The following is a 15,661-nucleotide window of genomic DNA, read 5'->3' as shown; positions in this document are numbered from 1 at the left end:
CTTTTCGCACCTTGAGTGGGCAGCTATCCCAGCGCGAGGTTTGCCTTGATATAGGTTTAGGCCACATTAACGATCTGATAATCCTTGAAGATTGGCGTTTTCGTCGAGTTGGCACAGACCCTGCTTACATGGGGGCATGTTTCAGACTGTGGTGCCTACCGGCAAACATGAAAGTGGGTCCGACCGCCGCGATTGCGCAATGCCATCGTCCGGCCGACTCGCAGCTTTCAACCGGCCGATCAGCAAGAGCTATCGATCTGGTGCGCGGAGCTTGCGCAGTTCAACCGGCCGTGCGAACGGCCGTCTACCATGTGATGTCGGAAGTGCCGGAGGACAGAGGTGAAGAAAATCGAAGCCATCATCAAGCCGTTCAAGCTGGACGAGGTGAAGGAGGCGCTGCAGGAAGTTGGTCTGCAGGGCATTACCGTCACTGAGGCCAAAGGCTTCGGCCGGCAGAAAGGGCACGCGGAACTCTATCGCGGCGCCGAGTACATCGTCGACTTTTTGCCCAAGGTGAAGATCGAAATCGTAATCGCGGACGATCTGGTCGAGAAGGCGATCGACGCGATCCGACGCGCCGCCCAGACCGGCCGCATCGGCGACGGCAAGATTTTCGTCTCCACCATCGAAGAAGCGATCCGCATCAGGACCGGTGAATCGGGCCTCGACGCGATCTAACCCTAGCCACCCACCGAACCCATCACCCTGGCGGCCAGCATCGGTTGCCGATCTTTTACGACTAGCGACACAAGGGGTACCCATGACGACCGCTAAAGAAGTCCTGCAGTCCATCCAGGACAACGACGTGAAGTACGTCGATCTGCGCTTCACCGACCCGCGGGGCAAGTGGCAGCACGTCACCTTCGACGTCAGCATGATCAACGAAGAGATCTTCACTGAAGGCACCATGTTCGACGGCTCCTCGATCGCCGGCTGGAAGGCGATCAACGAGTCCGACATGACGCTGATGCCGGACCCCACCACCGCCTGCATCGACCCGTTCTTCGCAGAGACCACCATGGTCCTGACCTGCGACATTCTCGAGCCGTCGACCGGCGAACCCTACAACCGCGACCCGCGCGGCATCGCCAAGAAGGCGGAAGCTCAGGTCAAGGCGATGGGCATCGGCGACGCGGTCTATGTCGGTCCGGAAGCCGAATTCTTCGTGTTCGACGACGTGCGCTATTCAGCCTCTCCGTACAACACCGGCTTCAAGCTCGACTCCTCGGAGCTGCCGACCAACTCCGACACTGAATATGAAGGCGGCAACCTCGGTCACCGCATCCGCACCAAGGGCGGCTACTTCCCGGTTCCGCCGCAGGACTCGGTGCAGGACATGCGCTCGGAAATGCTCGGCGCCATGGCCAAGATGGGCGTCAAGGTCGAGAAGCATCACCACGAAGTCGCTTCGGCCCAGCACGAGCTCGGCATGAAGTTCGACACCCTGACCTACATGGCCGACCAGATGCAGGTTTATAAGTACTGCATCCATCAGGTCGCCCACATCTACGGCAAGACCGCGACCTTCATGCCGAAGCCGGTCTATGGCGACAACGGCTCGGGCATGCACGTGCACCAGTCGATCTGGAAGGATGGCAAGCCGACCTTCGCCGGCAACAAGTATGCCGACCTGTCGGAAACCTGCCTGTACTACATCGGCGGTATCATCAAGCACGCCAAGGCCATCAACGCCTTCACCAACCCGTCGACCAACTCCTACAAGCGTCTGGTCCCGGGCTATGAAGCGCCGGTGCTGCTCGCCTACTCGGCGCGCAACCGCTCGGCCTCGTGCCGCATCCCCTACACCACCTCGCCGAAGGCCAAGCGCGTCGAAGTCCGCTTCCCGGACCCGATGGCCAACCCGTATCTCGCCTTCGCCGCGATGCTGATGGCCGGTCTCGACGGCATCAAGAACAAGATCGATCCGGGTCCGGCGATGGACAAGGATCTGTACGACCTGCCGAAGGAAGAGCTGAAGCAGATCCCGACCGTGTGCGGCAGCCTGCGTGAAGCCCTCGAAAACCTCGACAAGGATCGCGCCTTCCTCAAGGTCGGCGGCGTGTTCGACGACGACTTCATCGACGCCTTCATCGAACTGAAGATGAGCGAAGTGGCGCGGTTCGAAATGACCCCGCACCCGGTCGAGTTCGAGATGTACTACTCGTACTGATCGCGGCGCGGCTTTTGCCGCGTCTCGCAATGGATCAAGGCGCCCTGGTCACCTGGGGCGCCTTTTTTCATGGTGTTTTCGTGGCCTGCGACAATCGGCCAAGCCGCCATGGCTCCGATGTGATTCATCGTCACCGCCGTTGATCTTGCGGTTAGTTGCTAGGCGCGTAGCATGGCCACGATCTTGGCTGCGGTCGCGCAGCACAGGGCCGCCCGAACGTCACCACCACTCAAGCTAAAGGTAACATCATCCAGCCCAGCACTGGGATCGCTCGCGACCAAGCCGCAGCGGCTCCGGCCAACACAGATCGGCGCGATTGATGATCGGCGGCGGCATTTTGCCAAGTTCCGGTCATGGCGCGCTGTCATGCTGGGGCACTCGGCTGGGGAGCCGCGCAATGCCCGCCTCCCCGCCATTGATGCGATGCGCTGGTTTGCGGCGGCCACTCCGGCCCCGGATGAACCAGAGCGGACTGCTTCTCGTCATCCGCCGCGGCAACCACGCTGCCGGCGCAACTCGAAAGGAAGCTGCCATGTCGACCCCCGATCTCACCCAAGCCTATCTGGAATGGACCAAGCAGAAGCTCGATGAATCGGCCGCCACCCTCGCCAAGGTCGAGGAAGCGGTCGGCAAGCTTGCCGACAGCGCCAGTGCCCAAAGCGCTGAGGCGCTGGCGCAGCTACGCACCGCTCAAGACGCCTTCAAAACCAAGGTCGACGAACTGTCGGCCGATCTTGGCGCCTCCAAGCAGGTGACCGACGCCGCGCTGCAGGCGGTGTCGGCGCAATGGACCGAGGTGGAATTGGCGTTCCAGAAGTTTTTGGCGACCTCCGGCGATCAGGCCAACCTGGTCAAGGAGACGCTGGCGGCCCGCGCCGAAGCGCAGCGGCAATCGGTGCAGGCGGCGATGCAGGCCATGCACAGCAACGCCGCGGCCGCGGTCGATCAGGGCCGCAAGGATGTCGAATCGGCGCTGCGACGCTGGACCGAGGAAGCCGAAAAGACCCTCGGCCCCAAACTCACCCAGCTGTCAGCGGCCGGCGACGAGACCTGGGATGCGTTGAAGAGTGGGCTTGGCGAAACCGCGGCGGTCTATGAGCGCACCTGGAGCAAAATCTCGCAGGCGTTCTCCAAGATCAAATAGCTGACGCCGAACCAGCCCTCGTCATGCCCGCGCTGGTCGCGGGTATGACGTCCTTCAAGCGGCACAGGTGTCGTGCGGACGGCCGCCACCCATCTCGCGTCAGCGAACTGAAATGGCGGCCTTCAATGGAGAAGCGGTCGGAGGCGTGGGCTTGATCAGCCCTCGCCGTCCACATCTTCATAGTGGCGCTCGGCCTGCTGTTGCCGCTCGGCCGACGGGCGGATCATCTCGCTGCGCAGCGCGTCAAAGCGCTCCTGCGCCTCTTGGGCGCGCTGGTCGATGAAGGCGATCACCTGCTCGCGCGGCAGCGGGCCGGTGCTGATCGGCCGCGACGCAAAGCCGATGGTTTCATCGACAAAGAACGCGCCGTCCTCGTCGCGCCGCGCGGTCCATTTGAAGCGCAGCGAATCGAGCGGTCCCGGACCGGAGCGCGAATAGCCGTCGATCTCCTCATCCGACATCGGCACCATGGGCGCCGCGACCGCAGCCGGCTCGCTGGCCACTGACTCGTCCTGCGCCGGTTCGGCCTCCTCGCTCGGCTGAGCGGCCTGCTCGGCCTCGGCCGGCTGATCGCCCTCGGCAACCGGTCCGGCATCGCTATCGTCAGCGGCAGCTTGGTCAGCGTCAGCCTCGTCGCCGGCGCTCTCGTCAGCCTCGGCCTGTTCGTTAGAGGCTTCGGCGTCCTGCTCCGGCTGCTCGGCGGCGGCTTCGGTTTCAACCTTATCGTCGCTGCTGGCCTCGGAAAGCTCGGACGCAGCCTGCGGCTCGTCGGTGCCGCCTGACGCGCTCGGCGGCGCGGCCGCCTCCTCCGCCTGGCGGGCGTCGCCTTCCGGCGCCGTCGCTTGTTCGGCAGGAACCCGCCGCGACGGTCCAAAAATGCTGGCAATCGCGGCGAGCGCGGAATTGGTGGGATCGTTCTGGCTCAAGATTTTTAAGTCCCCGACGGAGATCTGTCTGGCGCGCAACCGGCGGCAACGCCGGCGGCCGCACGCTTGTTCCAGAAACCCTATGGCTTTTTTAGGCGCAATTGGCCGGACGTCGAGTTATCCACGGCGACGGGCCGCCGCCAGCAGCACATGCCTCGCAACAGCGCTGGTCGGCCGGCTTTTTGTGCCGCAACTAATTACCGGCGGACTGTTGCAACGAAGACATATGAGTCGCCGCAAAGCAAGCCCGTCGCGGGCTCCAATACCGGCCCTGTGAACATCGGGTGCAGCATGGCCCGCTACCGTTCCGAGCCGCTTTTTCCCTTCAAAAACACGGCGGACTCACTGATACTTGAGCGGTCAGGAACCGGCGCCGGCCTGCAACCATCCCCATTTTCCACCACATTTAGTGTTTCGTTTAGAGACCCGCACTAATCCTTGACGGGCACAAAGGAGTCGGCCTAGGTTTGGCTCGTTCGGCGCCGTTGTTTCTTCAGTCCCGCCGGACGTTTCCATAACGGGCCCAGAACGCCAGCTCCGTCAACCATAGAGGTAACGGAGGACGGCGCATCTGTGCCTGTTTCATGGACCCAAACGGGGCTCGAACCGGGCTGACACGTTGGGCTCACAGCTGGGCTTAGGCCGACCGGCGCGATCCGATGGGCGAGCTCAGCGAATCCAGACCGAATAACGGTCTGAACCAGTAGCGAGGCGTTGAAGAAGCAGGACCCTGCCGGCATCGCCGGCCCAGGGTCAGGCGCAGAGTAAACAGGACCGGGACCACCCGGCCGCCGCGGGCCAACGCCTGCATATGACGAAATCGCCGGCGCGCCTAAGGCGGAGACGGCAACGAGAACGGGGCAAGACCATGCGAATCGAACGGCGCTACACCAAGGACGGCCAGTCTCCCTATGCGGAGATTGCGTTTCGGCTGACCACCAGCGAGATTCGCAATCCGGACGGCTCCGTGGTGTTCCGGCTCGACAATGTGGAAGTGCCCGAGGGCTGGTCGCAGGTCGCCTCCGACGTGCTGGCGCAAAAATATTTCCGTAAGGCTGGCGTCGCTGCGCGGCTGAAGAAGGTCGAAGAAGAGACCGTGCCGTCCTGGCTGTGGCGTTCGGTGCCGGACACCGAGGCGCTCGCCAAGCTGCCGGAGAACGAGCGCTATATTAGCGAGATTTCCGCCAAGCAGGTGTTTGACCGCCTCGCCGGCTGCTGGACCTATTGGGGCTGGAAGGGCGACTATTTCGAGTCTGAGGACTCCGCCCGCGCCTTCTTCGACGAGCTGCGCTTCATGCTCGCCAAGCAGATGGTCGCGCCGAATTCGCCGCAATGGTTCAACACCGGCCTGCACTGGGCTTACGGCGTCGATGGCCCCGGCCAGGGCCACTATTACGTCGATTACAAGACCGGCAAGCTGACCCGCTCCAAGTCGGCCTATGAGCATCCGCAGCCGCATGCCTGCTTCATCCAGGGCATCGAGGACGACCTCGTCAACGAGGGCGGCATCATGGACCTGTGGGTGCGCGAAGCCCGGCTGTTCAAGTATGGCTCCGGCACCGGCTCCAATTTTTCGCGCCTTCGTGGCGAAGGTGAACGCCTGTCGGGCGGCGGCCGCTCGTCCGGCCTGATGAGCTTCCTCAAGATCGGCGACCGCGCTGCCGGCGCCATCAAGTCGGGCGGCACCACCCGCCGCGCCGCCAAGATGGTGGTGGTCGATGTCGATCACCCCGATATCGAGGCCTATATCGACTGGAAGGTGAAAGAGGAGCAGAAGGTCGCCGCACTGGTGACCGGCTCCAAGATCAACCAAAAACACCTCAAGGCGGTGCTGAAGGCCTGCGTCAACTGCCAGGGCTCGGGCGACGATTGCTTTGATCCGGAGAAGAACCCGGCGCTGCGCCGCGAGATCAAGCTCGCCCGCCGCGCGCTGGTGTCCGACAACATGATCAAGCGCGTGATCCAGTTCGCCAAGCAGGGTTTTAAGGATCTCGACTTCCCGACCTATGACACCGACTGGGACTCCGAGGCCTATCTCACCGTCTCGGGCCAGAACTCCAATAATTCGGTATCGCTCAAGGACGACTTCCTGCGCGCGGTGGAAACCGATGGCGATTGGAATCTGACCGGCCGCACCACCAAGAAGGTGGTGAAGACGCTGAAGGCGCGCGATCTGTGGGACAAGATCGGCTACGCCGCCTGGGCCAGCGCCGATCCCGGCCTGCACTTCAACACCACCATGAACGACTGGCACACCTGCAAGGCGTCCGGCGAGATCCGTGCGTCCAATCCGTGCTCGGAATACATGTTTTTGGACGACACCGCCTGCAACCTGGCCTCGGCCAATCTGCTGGCGCTCTATGACACCGAGCAGAACCGCTTTGACATTGATGCGTTCGAGCATCTGTGCCGGCTGTGGACCGTCGTGCTGGAAATCTCGGTGCTGATGGCCCAGTTCCCGTCAAAGCAGATCGCCGAACTGTCCTACGAATTCCGCACCCTGGGTCTCGGCTTTGCCAATATCGGCGGCCTGTTGATGTCGATGGGCCTGTCCTACGACTCCAAGGAAGGCCGCGCGCTGTGCGGCGGCATTGCCGCGATCATGACCGGCACCGCCTACGCCACCTCGGCCGAGATGGCGCAGAAGCTTGGCCCCTTCCCCGGCTACAAGAAGAACGCCGAGCACATGCTGCGGGTGATCCGCAATCATCGCCGCGCCGCCCATGGCGAAGCGCGCTGCTATGAAGCGCTCGCCGTCAATCCGGTGCCGCTCGACCACGAATCCTGCCCGCAGCCGCAGGTGATCGAGCACGCCAAGGCCGCCTGGGACAAGGCGCTGGCGCTCGGCGAAGAGCATGGCTATCGCAACGCCCAGGTCACCGTGCTGGCGCCGACCGGCACCATTGGCCTCGTCATGGACTGCGACACCACCGGCATCGAACCCGACTTCGCGCTGGTGAAGTTCAAGAAGCTGGCCGGCGGCGGCTACTTCAAGATCATCAACCGCGCGGTGCCGGCGGCGCTGCGGGTGCTGGGCTATCCCGAGCACCAGATCGCCGAGATCGAAGCCTATGCGGTCGGCCACGGCTCGCTCGCCAATGCCCCGGCGATCAACCACAGCACGCTGAAAGCCAAGGGCTTTGATGACGACGCGCTCGCCAAGGTCGAAAAGGCGCTGCCGACCGCGTTCGACATCAAGTTCGCCTTCAACAAGTGGACTTTTGGCGAGGACTTCCTCAAGGACACGCTGAAAATCGACGCCGAAGCGATGGCGCAGCCGAATTTCGACCTGCTCGCCGCGCTCGGCTTTAGCAAGCGCGAGATCGACGCCGCCAACATCCACATCTGCGGTGCCATGACCGTGGAAGGCGCGCCGCATCTCAAGCCTGAACACTATGCGGTGTTCGACTGCGCCAATCCGTGCGGCAAGATCGGCAAGCGCTATCTGTCGGTGGAAAGCCACATCCGCATGATGGCGGCGGCGCAGCCGTTCATCTCCGGCGCGATCAGCAAGACCATCAACATGCCGAACGACGCCACGGTCGAAGACTGCAAGTCGGCCTACATGCTGTCGTGGAAGCTGGCGCTGAAAGCCAACGCGCTGTATCGCGACGGCTCAAAGCTGTCGCAGCCGCTCAACGCGCAGCTGATCAGCGACGATGAGGACGAAGACGACGCGCTCGAGGCGTTTTTGGAGAAGCCGATGGCGGCGCGCGCCGCCCACGTCTCCGAAAAGGTGGTGGAGCGCCTGGTCGAGCGCATCGTGGTGATGCGCGAACGCGAGCGCATGCCCGATCGCCGCAAGGGTTATACCCAGAAGGCGGTGGTCGGCGGCCACAAGGTCTATTTGCGCACCGGCGAGTATGATGACGGCCGGCTCGGCGAGATCTTTATCGACATGCACAAGGAAGGCGCGGCGCTGCGCTCCTTCATCAACAATTTCGCGATCGCGGTGTCGCTCGGCCTGCAATATGGCGTGCCGCTCGAGGAATATGTCGATGCCTTCACCTTCACCCGCTTCGAGCCCGCCGGCCCGGTGCAGGGCAACGACTCGATCAAATACGCCACTTCGATCCTGGACTACGTGTTCCGTGAGCTGGCGGTGAGCTATATGGGCCGCTTCGACCTCGCCCATGTCGATCCGACCGAGAGCGGTTTTGATGCGCTCGGCCGCGGCATCGCCGAGGGCAAGACCCCCGATGGCACCGCCCCTGCCCCGGCCTCGGCCACCAAATATCTGTCGAAGGGCCTGACCCGCTCGCGCACCGATAATCTGGTGGTGATGCGCCAGCCCTCCGGCGCCGAGACCACGCGCAGCGTCTCGACCGCCAACGTCACCTCGCTGGGCGGCAGCCACAGCAGCGCGCGCGTCGCCGATCAGATCGAAGGCACCACGGCGTTGAAGCAGGAAGCCGAGCACGATCTGTCGCCGACCGAAAAGCTCGAAGCGCTGCAGCGGGGCAAAACCACGCAGGTGCGCGAACAAGCCGCGCCCTCCAAGGCCGAACGCCGCGCGGAAGCGAAGGCCAAGGGCTATGAGGGCGAGATGTGCTCGGAGTGCGGCAACTTCACGCTGGTGCGCAACGGCACCTGCATGAAGTGCGATACCTGCGGAAGCACGACGGGGTGCAGCTGAGCTACTAGTCCACAGGTTGAAGGGCGGCGACTACTCGCCGCCCTTCACATTACAGAACATATCATGAACGATATCAGATGCAGCAATAGGAGCCGAACATGGCGAAGCGCGATTATCATGTGGTACCAAATGGCGATCGTGGTGGCTGGGACATCCGGCGCGAGGGATCAGAAAGATCAAGCGGCCATTTTGAGCGCAAGTCCGATGCCATGGGCAGAGGAAGGGAGTTAGCGCGAGACCGACAAACCGAGCTAGTCGAACATGGGCGCAACGGCCGCATTCAGGACAGCGACAGCTATGGAAACGACCCGATCCCTCCGAGGGATCGTAAGCACTAGCCGCAGTAAGCCGATCGTATAAGCAGATAGCATGCCCGTTCATTTCAACAAGCGCCTACTCTAAGTTCGGAGACCGAATGACCGATACCGACTATCCGGCTCTCTTCTTGTGCTCAGATGACGCCTCAAACAAGTTTCAATCGCAGTTCCTGCTGTTGGTAAGAGTTGAATATGCCGCACTCTTCCTAGCCGCAGTATTCTCCATGAATTTTCTGAACGGAGTTTGGTACTATTTTTCGTATGCTATGATTTTCCTGATTGGCTTGGCGGTATTGCTCACAAGGGCACTGCGCAAGCCAGAGCAAGACTGGTATCGGTGCCGCGCACTCGCCGAAAGCGTGAAAACTTTAACTTGGCGCTATGTTATGCATGCGGCACCATTCGATCACCTATCTGGCGACGAGCAACAAGCTAAGGCCGAACTTCGAAATCAGCTTCATTCGATTTTTGCCCAGAACCGAACAACTGCCGAGAAGATCACTAGTGATTGGTCTGGCAACGACCAGATTACCGACGGAATGCGGAAAATCCGCTCAATGACAATGCAAGATCGCTTAGCTTACTACATCAAGAATCGAATTGCTGATCAAAGAGAGTGGTACACTCGAAAAGCGACACGCAACAAGAAGGGGGCGACCCTCTGGGTCGCCGTGAGTGCATGCGTATATGTATCGGCCTGTGCGCTCGCATTGGGACGTATCGCTGCGCCGGAATGGCTGTATTGGCCAATCGAGCCTTTGATTGTGATCGCAGCCTCCGTGGTTGGCTGGATGCAGATCAAGAAGTTTAACGAATTAGCAGCCGCCTATACTGTTACCGCCCATGAAATTGGCCTCATCAAAATGCAGACCGACGCGATCTCAACAGACGCGGAATTTTCTGAATTTGTGAACGACGCGGAGAAAGCATTTTCTCGCGAGCACACACTGTGGATCGCAAGACAATCCGACTGAGGAATACATCAAGTGACAGAAACGGCTTACATCGTATTCGACGGCGACAATGACATGTGGGCTTACGGTTACATAAAGGGATGGAAGGCAAACAAAAACATCGACTTTGAATACAATGACGCACACGACCTCGACAACATGACTTCTCGGGCGCAGGGAGAGCACTATGTCAAGTCTAAATTGCGAGAAAGAATGTGTCAGTCAAAGGCAGTTGTGGTCTTGGTTGGGCAGAAAACAAAGAATCTATACAAGTACGTGCGCTGGGAACTGGAGCTAGCGCTAGAACTCGGGGTGCCCATTATTGCTGCGAACCTCAACAAAAAGAATGGCCAAGACTCAGATCTTTGTCCTGCAATTATTCGAGACTGCGCTGCAGTTGTACACATTCCCTATAAGCTGGACGCCTTGAAGCACGCAATGAGCAATTTTCCCGCTTTCTATCGTCAACTCAGTAATGACGAAAAACGAGCAAAATATTCTTACTCCTACAAGATGTTTGACTGATCGAATTTAGAGCCCGTAGCGGATTAGCGCAGCGTAATCCGCCAATCGCTAAGCGGCGCAATACGCTGCGCTATTGCGCCCTAAACGTCTGCGCTATGCTGATGGCTCCGCGCTGGCTCCCGCCGCTCACCCGCCCAACAATGAACCCCAACCGCCAGCCAGCGCAGCCGGGATGGAGCGAAGCGAAATCCGGGCTACAGATACCTATTCTGGCAGTTTGCAGGTCAGCACGTAGGATGGGTTGAGCCCTTGCGAAACCCATCGATACGAACCTGCGCGGCTGATGGGTTTCGCAAGAGCTCAATCATCCTACCGATGCACGGGCGTTCGGGACGATGGGTTTCGCAAGGGCTCAACCCATCCTACACGGTGTCTGCTCCCGGCCATGCACTGCGTCGGTGCGGTTCATCCCGTCCAAAACCGCCGCAAGAGACAACAGCCGACGACTTTGGTTGTTGTCCTTCGACCGCTTCGCCAATCGCCGAAGCTCGCCGGCCGAAAAGTCCGTTCGCAATGGCACCGCTGATGGCATCGAGCGAATCCTCCCCGCGCCATCGAATCAGATCGGCGCCGGGCTCGCGTTCACAAATGAGTCAGAGAGCGGCGCCCTTGGTATAAGACCGCCCCGCCGCGTTGGGTCTCTGGAAGAAGAGATCCGTTCGAGAGACTATTGGGCCCGATTCCAAATCGCGCGAGGTCATTCAGGAAAGGAAGCGAGTCCCAAAGCTTGTCTCCGATCAGGTGCGCGCCCTGTAGACCAGAAACGCGGCCGTCTTTCGGTCCAACCCAATTTCGTGTTTCTGTGGGTCGGGTAAGCCCGTAGGGCGGAATAGCGGAGCGTATTCCGCCATTCACCACGCGGCGGCGCAATGCGCTGCGCTATTGCGCCCTACGTGCTGTGCAGATTTCCGCGACCGACGCTGATGGACATTGTGAGCCATCAGGCGTTCGAATATGGCCGACGCGATCGCCCGACCGGCGACACCTTCGCGGCTGGAGGTAGATCATCGTGAATTCACTCCGCCACTTTGTTGTTCCACCTCAGTCCGGGCGAGGATTCCGTGTCAGGCAAGGGCAGCATGTCCGCGTGATCGATCCCGAAGGACAGCAAGTGGCGGATATGTGGGCTTTCACCACCAGCGGCGGACTGGATTGGCTCAGCACGTCGCAGACCCGCGACATTACCGAACGCCTCTTCCCGATTGCCGGCGAATGTTTTTACAGCGAGCGTGCCGAGCGATTGTTGACGCTGGTCGAGAACAATTCCCCTAGCCTACATGACACGCTGTTCCCGGCCTGCAATCCTGGGTTGTACGAGCGAGCCGGACTGTCGGGTCATCCGAATTGTCGGGACAATCTGCTGGCAGCGGTGCACGAAGCCGGGATAGAGCCTGCTATTGTACCGGACCCGGTGAACTTCTTCCAGAACTCATCGCCTCAACCAAATGGACGCTTGGAAGTCCTGGCCTCAAACAATCCACCTGGAGGCAATGTGGTGTTGCGCGCCGAAACGGATTTGCTCCTCGTTATAACGGCGTGTTCCGTGGATTTTCACCCTACAAATGGGGGAATATGCACTGCAATTGCCGTCGAGATTGAATGACAGGCAGCTTCTAAAGTCCTGATTTGCTCGATAGCCCGTAGGGCGGATCAGCGAAGCGTAATCCGCCCTACACCGCGCGGCGGCGCAATACGCTGCGCTATTGCGCCCTACACTCGTTGATCCCAAGGGCTTGGCATGAGCATTTCGGCGACCAGCGTTAAATTCGACGACGACGTGATGTGGGTTGCGCTCAGCGACGGCCGCACCTTGGGAATTCCGCTGGCTTGGTTCCCTCGCCTGCTGCACGCAACGCCATCGCAGCGCACCAATGTCGAGATTAGCCGCGTCGGGCTGCACTGGGACGAGCTCGACGAGGACATATCCGTCGCAGGCCTGCTTGCAGGACGGGGCGACGTCACCCGCCAAAGTGAGCGGGTCGGGTCATAACGCGTCCGCTATTTGATCAACTCGGCAGAAAGCTGTAGCCCGGATGGAGCGCAGCGAAATCCGGGACCGGCGTCGAGGCGCAGCACAATCTCCCCGGATTACGCTGCGCTTCATCCGGGCTACAAATTATCTTTCAAGCTCGTAGGTGGATTAGCGTAGCGTAATCCGCCGAAAAGCGCCAAGTGGAAGGCCAAATTCGGCGGAATGGACGTGTCGGAGGCCAAGCGGCTGAAGGCGCTGGAGGACGAGAACACGCGGCTCAAGCGGCTGTTGGCGGACGCCATGCTGGACAATGCCGCCCTGAAGGATCTTCTGGGAAAGAATGTATGGTCCGCCTCGTCCATGCAAGGGCTGCGCGACATCGCAAATGACGATTCCAGTTGCATAAATGTATCCGGCCTCTCGCGAGTGGACTGCTGTTGCAGCCAGGCCATGATGAGATTCGCACACGCCGTTCCCAATAAATGGTTCGGGCACGAAGCCCGCTTTTTTGCACAGGACTTACGGCATGTTGATCCACTGTTTCGTCATCACCATTCCCGAGCCTTGCAATCGAGCCAGGAGCGTTAGGTGAACGCAGGATCTCTACGTTCGTAGAGCGCTCCAGGCTTAGTCAGGACAACCCAGACGATCCGGGCAATCTTAGCGGCAAGTGCGACGACAGCTTTGTTGGGATGCATCCGAGCCTGAAGGCCATCCAACCAGCTCCCCAATCGATCTTTTGTTCGATCGAGGTGCCGAAAGCACGAACGCGCGCCATGCACGAGAAGTTTGCGAACATAGCGGTTTCCTCGCTTGCTGATGCCGAGAAGCCTTTGCTTCCCGCCGGTCGAGTATTCTCGAGGGACAAGCCCCAGCCAAGCAGCCAGGTCGCGAGCCTTCTGGAATTGTCGTCCGCAACCAACGGCCGCCAGAAGTGCGGTTGCTCCCAAGGCTCCAATGCCGGGGATCGTCATGAGCCGTCGAGCCACATCCTCGCGACTGGCAATCGCCTCGATCTCGCGTGTGACGTCACTAATCCGCTTCTCCAATTGGCGCAGATCGCTGAACAACTCAGCGATCAGCTTACGCATTGCCGGCGAAAGGTCGTTTGATTGATCCTCGAGAACCAGTGGAAGATCAACTTTGAACTGACCTGCGCCCTGGCGTAGAGCGATGCCGTATTCAAGGCAGAAGGCCCGCATCTGATTGATCAGACGCGTTCTCGTTCCGATCATCTGGTCCCGGACCCGGTGCAAAGCCTGAAGATCGGCTTGTTCCTCGCTCTTTAGTGCAGCGAATCGCATCGTCGGTCGAGTGGCTGCCTCAGCGATTGCCTCCGCGTCGATGATGTCGCTCTTGTTCGATTTGACGTAGGGCTTCACAAATTGTGCTGGGATCAAGCGCACCTTATGCCCGAGCGCCTGTATCTTCCTGGCGAGCCACTGAGAGCCGGCGCACGATTCCATGCCCACGATCGCCGGGGCGGCTCGCTCGAAGAACTGCAGCAGTGTGTCGCGTCGGAAACGAACCTTCTGGACTGGGACGCCATCGCTTCCGAGGCCGACGACGTGAAATATGTTCTTGCCAATGTCAATTCCGTAGGCAGCCGCTCGGCGCTGCACATTGCATTTTGGCATTGCAACCTCCTTCGGTCTAACAGCCTCATGATGCGGCAGGAGGGCGAGGCGGACCATCCCATTAATGGTAACGCCCGTCGCCAAGCGGGAAGCTGTCGGTCATCTCGTGACCACCTACGAGATGACCGAGCGGCGGGCGTGTAAAGCCATCGGCTGCTACCGCATGACAGCCAGATATCAGACGAGCCGGAGCGATGATGCCGGGCTGCGCCAACGTATGAGGGAGATCGCCCATGAGCGCCGGCGCTTTGGCTATCGGCGCCTCCACGTCCTGCTCAAGCGTGAGGGCTACCTGGTCAATCACAAGAAGCTGTTCCGTCTGTACCGTGAGGAGAAGCTCACAGTACGCCGCAGGGGTGGCCGCAAGCGGGCCCTCGGCACACGAGCACCTATGACCGTGCCGGTGCTCCCGAATGAGCGCTGGTTGCTCGACTTCGTGTCGGATCAGATGACCGATGGTCGACGCTTCCGCATTCTGACTGTGGTCGACGACTGCACCCGCGAGTGCCTGGCGCTGGTGGCCGACACCTCGCTCTCGGGCGCCCGGATCGCACGAGAACTGGACCGGCTGGTCGCCGAGCGCGGCAAGCCCAAGATGGTGGTGAGCGACAATGGCAGCGAGTTCACCAGCAATGCCATCCTGACATGGGCCGATCAGAGCCGTGTCGCCTGGCACTACATTGCGCCGGGAAAACCCATGCCAAACGCCTTCATCGAGAGCTTCAATGGCCGCCTGCGGGATGAACTGCTGAACGAAACGCTGTTCACCTCGCTCGCCCAGGCCTGCGTCGCGCTCCGGTGCTGGCGAGCCGACTACAATGATGCACGACCGCACTCACAGCTCGGGTGGCAGACGCCATCGGAGTTCGCCGCCACCGGCAATCCGCGTCGGGATCTGGCGCTGCGCTATATCGAAAGCTCCGCGCCAGCTCCCGCCACCGCCCAGATGGGCACATCCAACCGCCCGAACGAACTCAGACCTGGATAAAACTTGGGGGCAAGGTCACAACCACCAGCGCTACCACGAGAGCCTGAAGAACCTCACCCCCGCCGACGTCAACTTCGGACGCGGCAACACCATTCTCCTCGAACGCGAAAGGATCAAGCGCGAGACCATCAAACAGCGACGATTGAGCTTTCAATAGGTTGTCCACCCGGTCCTGACCGAGCAAGCTGAAGTTGCTGATGCTTCATGCTTTCCCGGAGGAGGACCGGATGAACATTCACAAGAATGCCCGCCGGACGCCGCGTGGTCGAGAGCGGATCGTGCGGCAGCAAGCGTAGCCCGGATGGAGCGCAGCGAAATCCGGGACCGGCGTCGAGGCGCAGCACAATCTCCCCGGATTACGCTGCGCTTCATCCGGGCTACAAATTATCTTTA

The 15,661-nt window shown here is 60.6% G+C and carries 11 protein-coding genes and 3 pseudogenes; 12 read left to right on the top strand and 2 right to left on the bottom strand.

From position 1 onward, the window contains the following. The first annotated feature begins 339 nt into the window (after positions 1–339). The 3 genes from BJ122_RS00855 to BJ122_RS00845 all read left to right on the top strand — a co-directional run bounded on the left by BJ122_RS00855 (position 340) and on the right by BJ122_RS00845 (position 3,314). Positions 340–678 (top strand): P-II family nitrogen regulator, encoded by a 339-nt coding sequence (locus BJ122_RS00855; RefSeq protein WP_027277488.1) that lies wholly within the window; start codon positions 340–342, stop codon positions 676–678. Positions 679–760: 82 nt separating this feature from the next. Next, entirely contained in the window at positions 761–2,170 is a 1,410-nt protein-coding gene (gene glnA, locus BJ122_RS00850; protein WP_110779295.1) for a type I glutamate--ammonia ligase, read from the top strand. Between the two features lie 532 nt (positions 2,171–2,702). After that, positions 2,703–3,314: a hypothetical protein gene (locus BJ122_RS00845; RefSeq protein WP_110779440.1), complete on the top strand. Its 612-nt coding sequence runs from the start codon at positions 2,703–2,705 to the stop codon at positions 3,312–3,314. 155 nt (positions 3,315–3,469) lie between these two features. On the opposite strand, the gene BJ122_RS00840 is transcribed toward BJ122_RS00845, so the two are convergent. Next, entirely contained in the window at positions 3,470–4,240 is a 771-nt protein-coding gene (locus BJ122_RS00840) for a prolipoprotein diacylglyceryl transferase (protein ID WP_110779294.1), read from the bottom strand. A gap of 868 nt (positions 4,241–5,108) precedes the next feature. Here BJ122_RS00840 and BJ122_RS00835 point away from each other — a divergent pair. From BJ122_RS00835 to BJ122_RS00805, 7 genes and pseudogenes are all read left to right on the top strand, one after another. Next, positions 5,109–8,876 carry a vitamin B12-dependent ribonucleotide reductase gene (locus BJ122_RS00835; protein ID WP_110779293.1) on the top strand — a complete coding sequence of 1,256 codons (3,768 nt, stop codon included), beginning with the start codon at positions 5,109–5,111 and terminating at the stop codon, positions 8,874–8,876. 98 nt (positions 8,877–8,974) lie between these two features. After that, positions 8,975–9,214, top strand: coding sequence for a DUF2188 domain-containing protein (locus tag BJ122_RS00830; RefSeq protein ID WP_110779292.1), 240 nt, complete (start codon positions 8,975–8,977; stop codon positions 9,212–9,214). A 77-nt stretch (positions 9,215–9,291) separates the two neighbouring features. Then, positions 9,292–10,167: a DUF4231 domain-containing protein gene (locus BJ122_RS00825; protein WP_110779291.1), complete on the top strand. Its 876-nt coding sequence runs from the start codon at positions 9,292–9,294 to the stop codon at positions 10,165–10,167. 12 nt (positions 10,168–10,179) lie between these two features. After that, a complete protein-coding gene (locus tag BJ122_RS00820) occupies positions 10,180–10,671 on the top strand; it encodes a TIR domain-containing protein (protein ID WP_110779290.1) in 492 nt (163 codons plus the stop codon). Between the two features lie 1,009 nt (positions 10,672–11,680). After that, a complete protein-coding gene (locus BJ122_RS00815; RefSeq protein WP_110779289.1) occupies positions 11,681–12,274 on the top strand; it encodes a DUF1989 domain-containing protein in 594 nt (197 codons plus the stop codon). A gap of 135 nt (positions 12,275–12,409) precedes the next feature. Then, on the top strand, positions 12,410–12,661 hold the full coding sequence (locus tag BJ122_RS00810; protein WP_110779288.1) for a DUF2442 domain-containing protein: 252 nt from the start codon (positions 12,410–12,412) through the stop codon (positions 12,659–12,661). A 180-nt stretch (positions 12,662–12,841) separates the two neighbouring features. Beyond that, positions 12,842–12,988 (top strand): annotated as a pseudogene (locus tag BJ122_RS00805) (transposase); the annotation flags it as partial. Positions 12,989–13,227: 239 nt separating this feature from the next. On the opposite strand, the gene BJ122_RS00800 reads toward BJ122_RS00805, so the two are convergent. Beyond that, a complete protein-coding gene (locus tag BJ122_RS00800; RefSeq protein WP_110779439.1) occupies positions 13,228–14,280 on the bottom strand; it encodes an IS110 family RNA-guided transposase in 1,053 nt (350 codons plus the stop codon). A gap of 64 nt (positions 14,281–14,344) precedes the next feature. Between BJ122_RS00800 and BJ122_RS00795 the strand changes: the two are divergent. Further along, positions 14,345–15,268 (top strand): annotated as a pseudogene (locus BJ122_RS00795) (IS3 family transposase); the annotation flags it as partial. A gap of 16 nt (positions 15,269–15,284) precedes the next feature. Further along, positions 15,285–15,425: pseudogene (locus BJ122_RS00790) on the top strand (IS3 family transposase); the annotation flags it as partial. Positions 15,426–15,661 lie beyond the last annotated feature (236 nt).

It is taken from the genome of Rhodopseudomonas faecalis (assembly GCF_003217325.1).
Lineage (GTDB): Bacteria > Pseudomonadota > Alphaproteobacteria > Rhizobiales > Xanthobacteraceae > Rhodopseudomonas > Rhodopseudomonas faecalis.
This window is presented reverse-complemented; position numbering and strand designations above follow the sequence as displayed.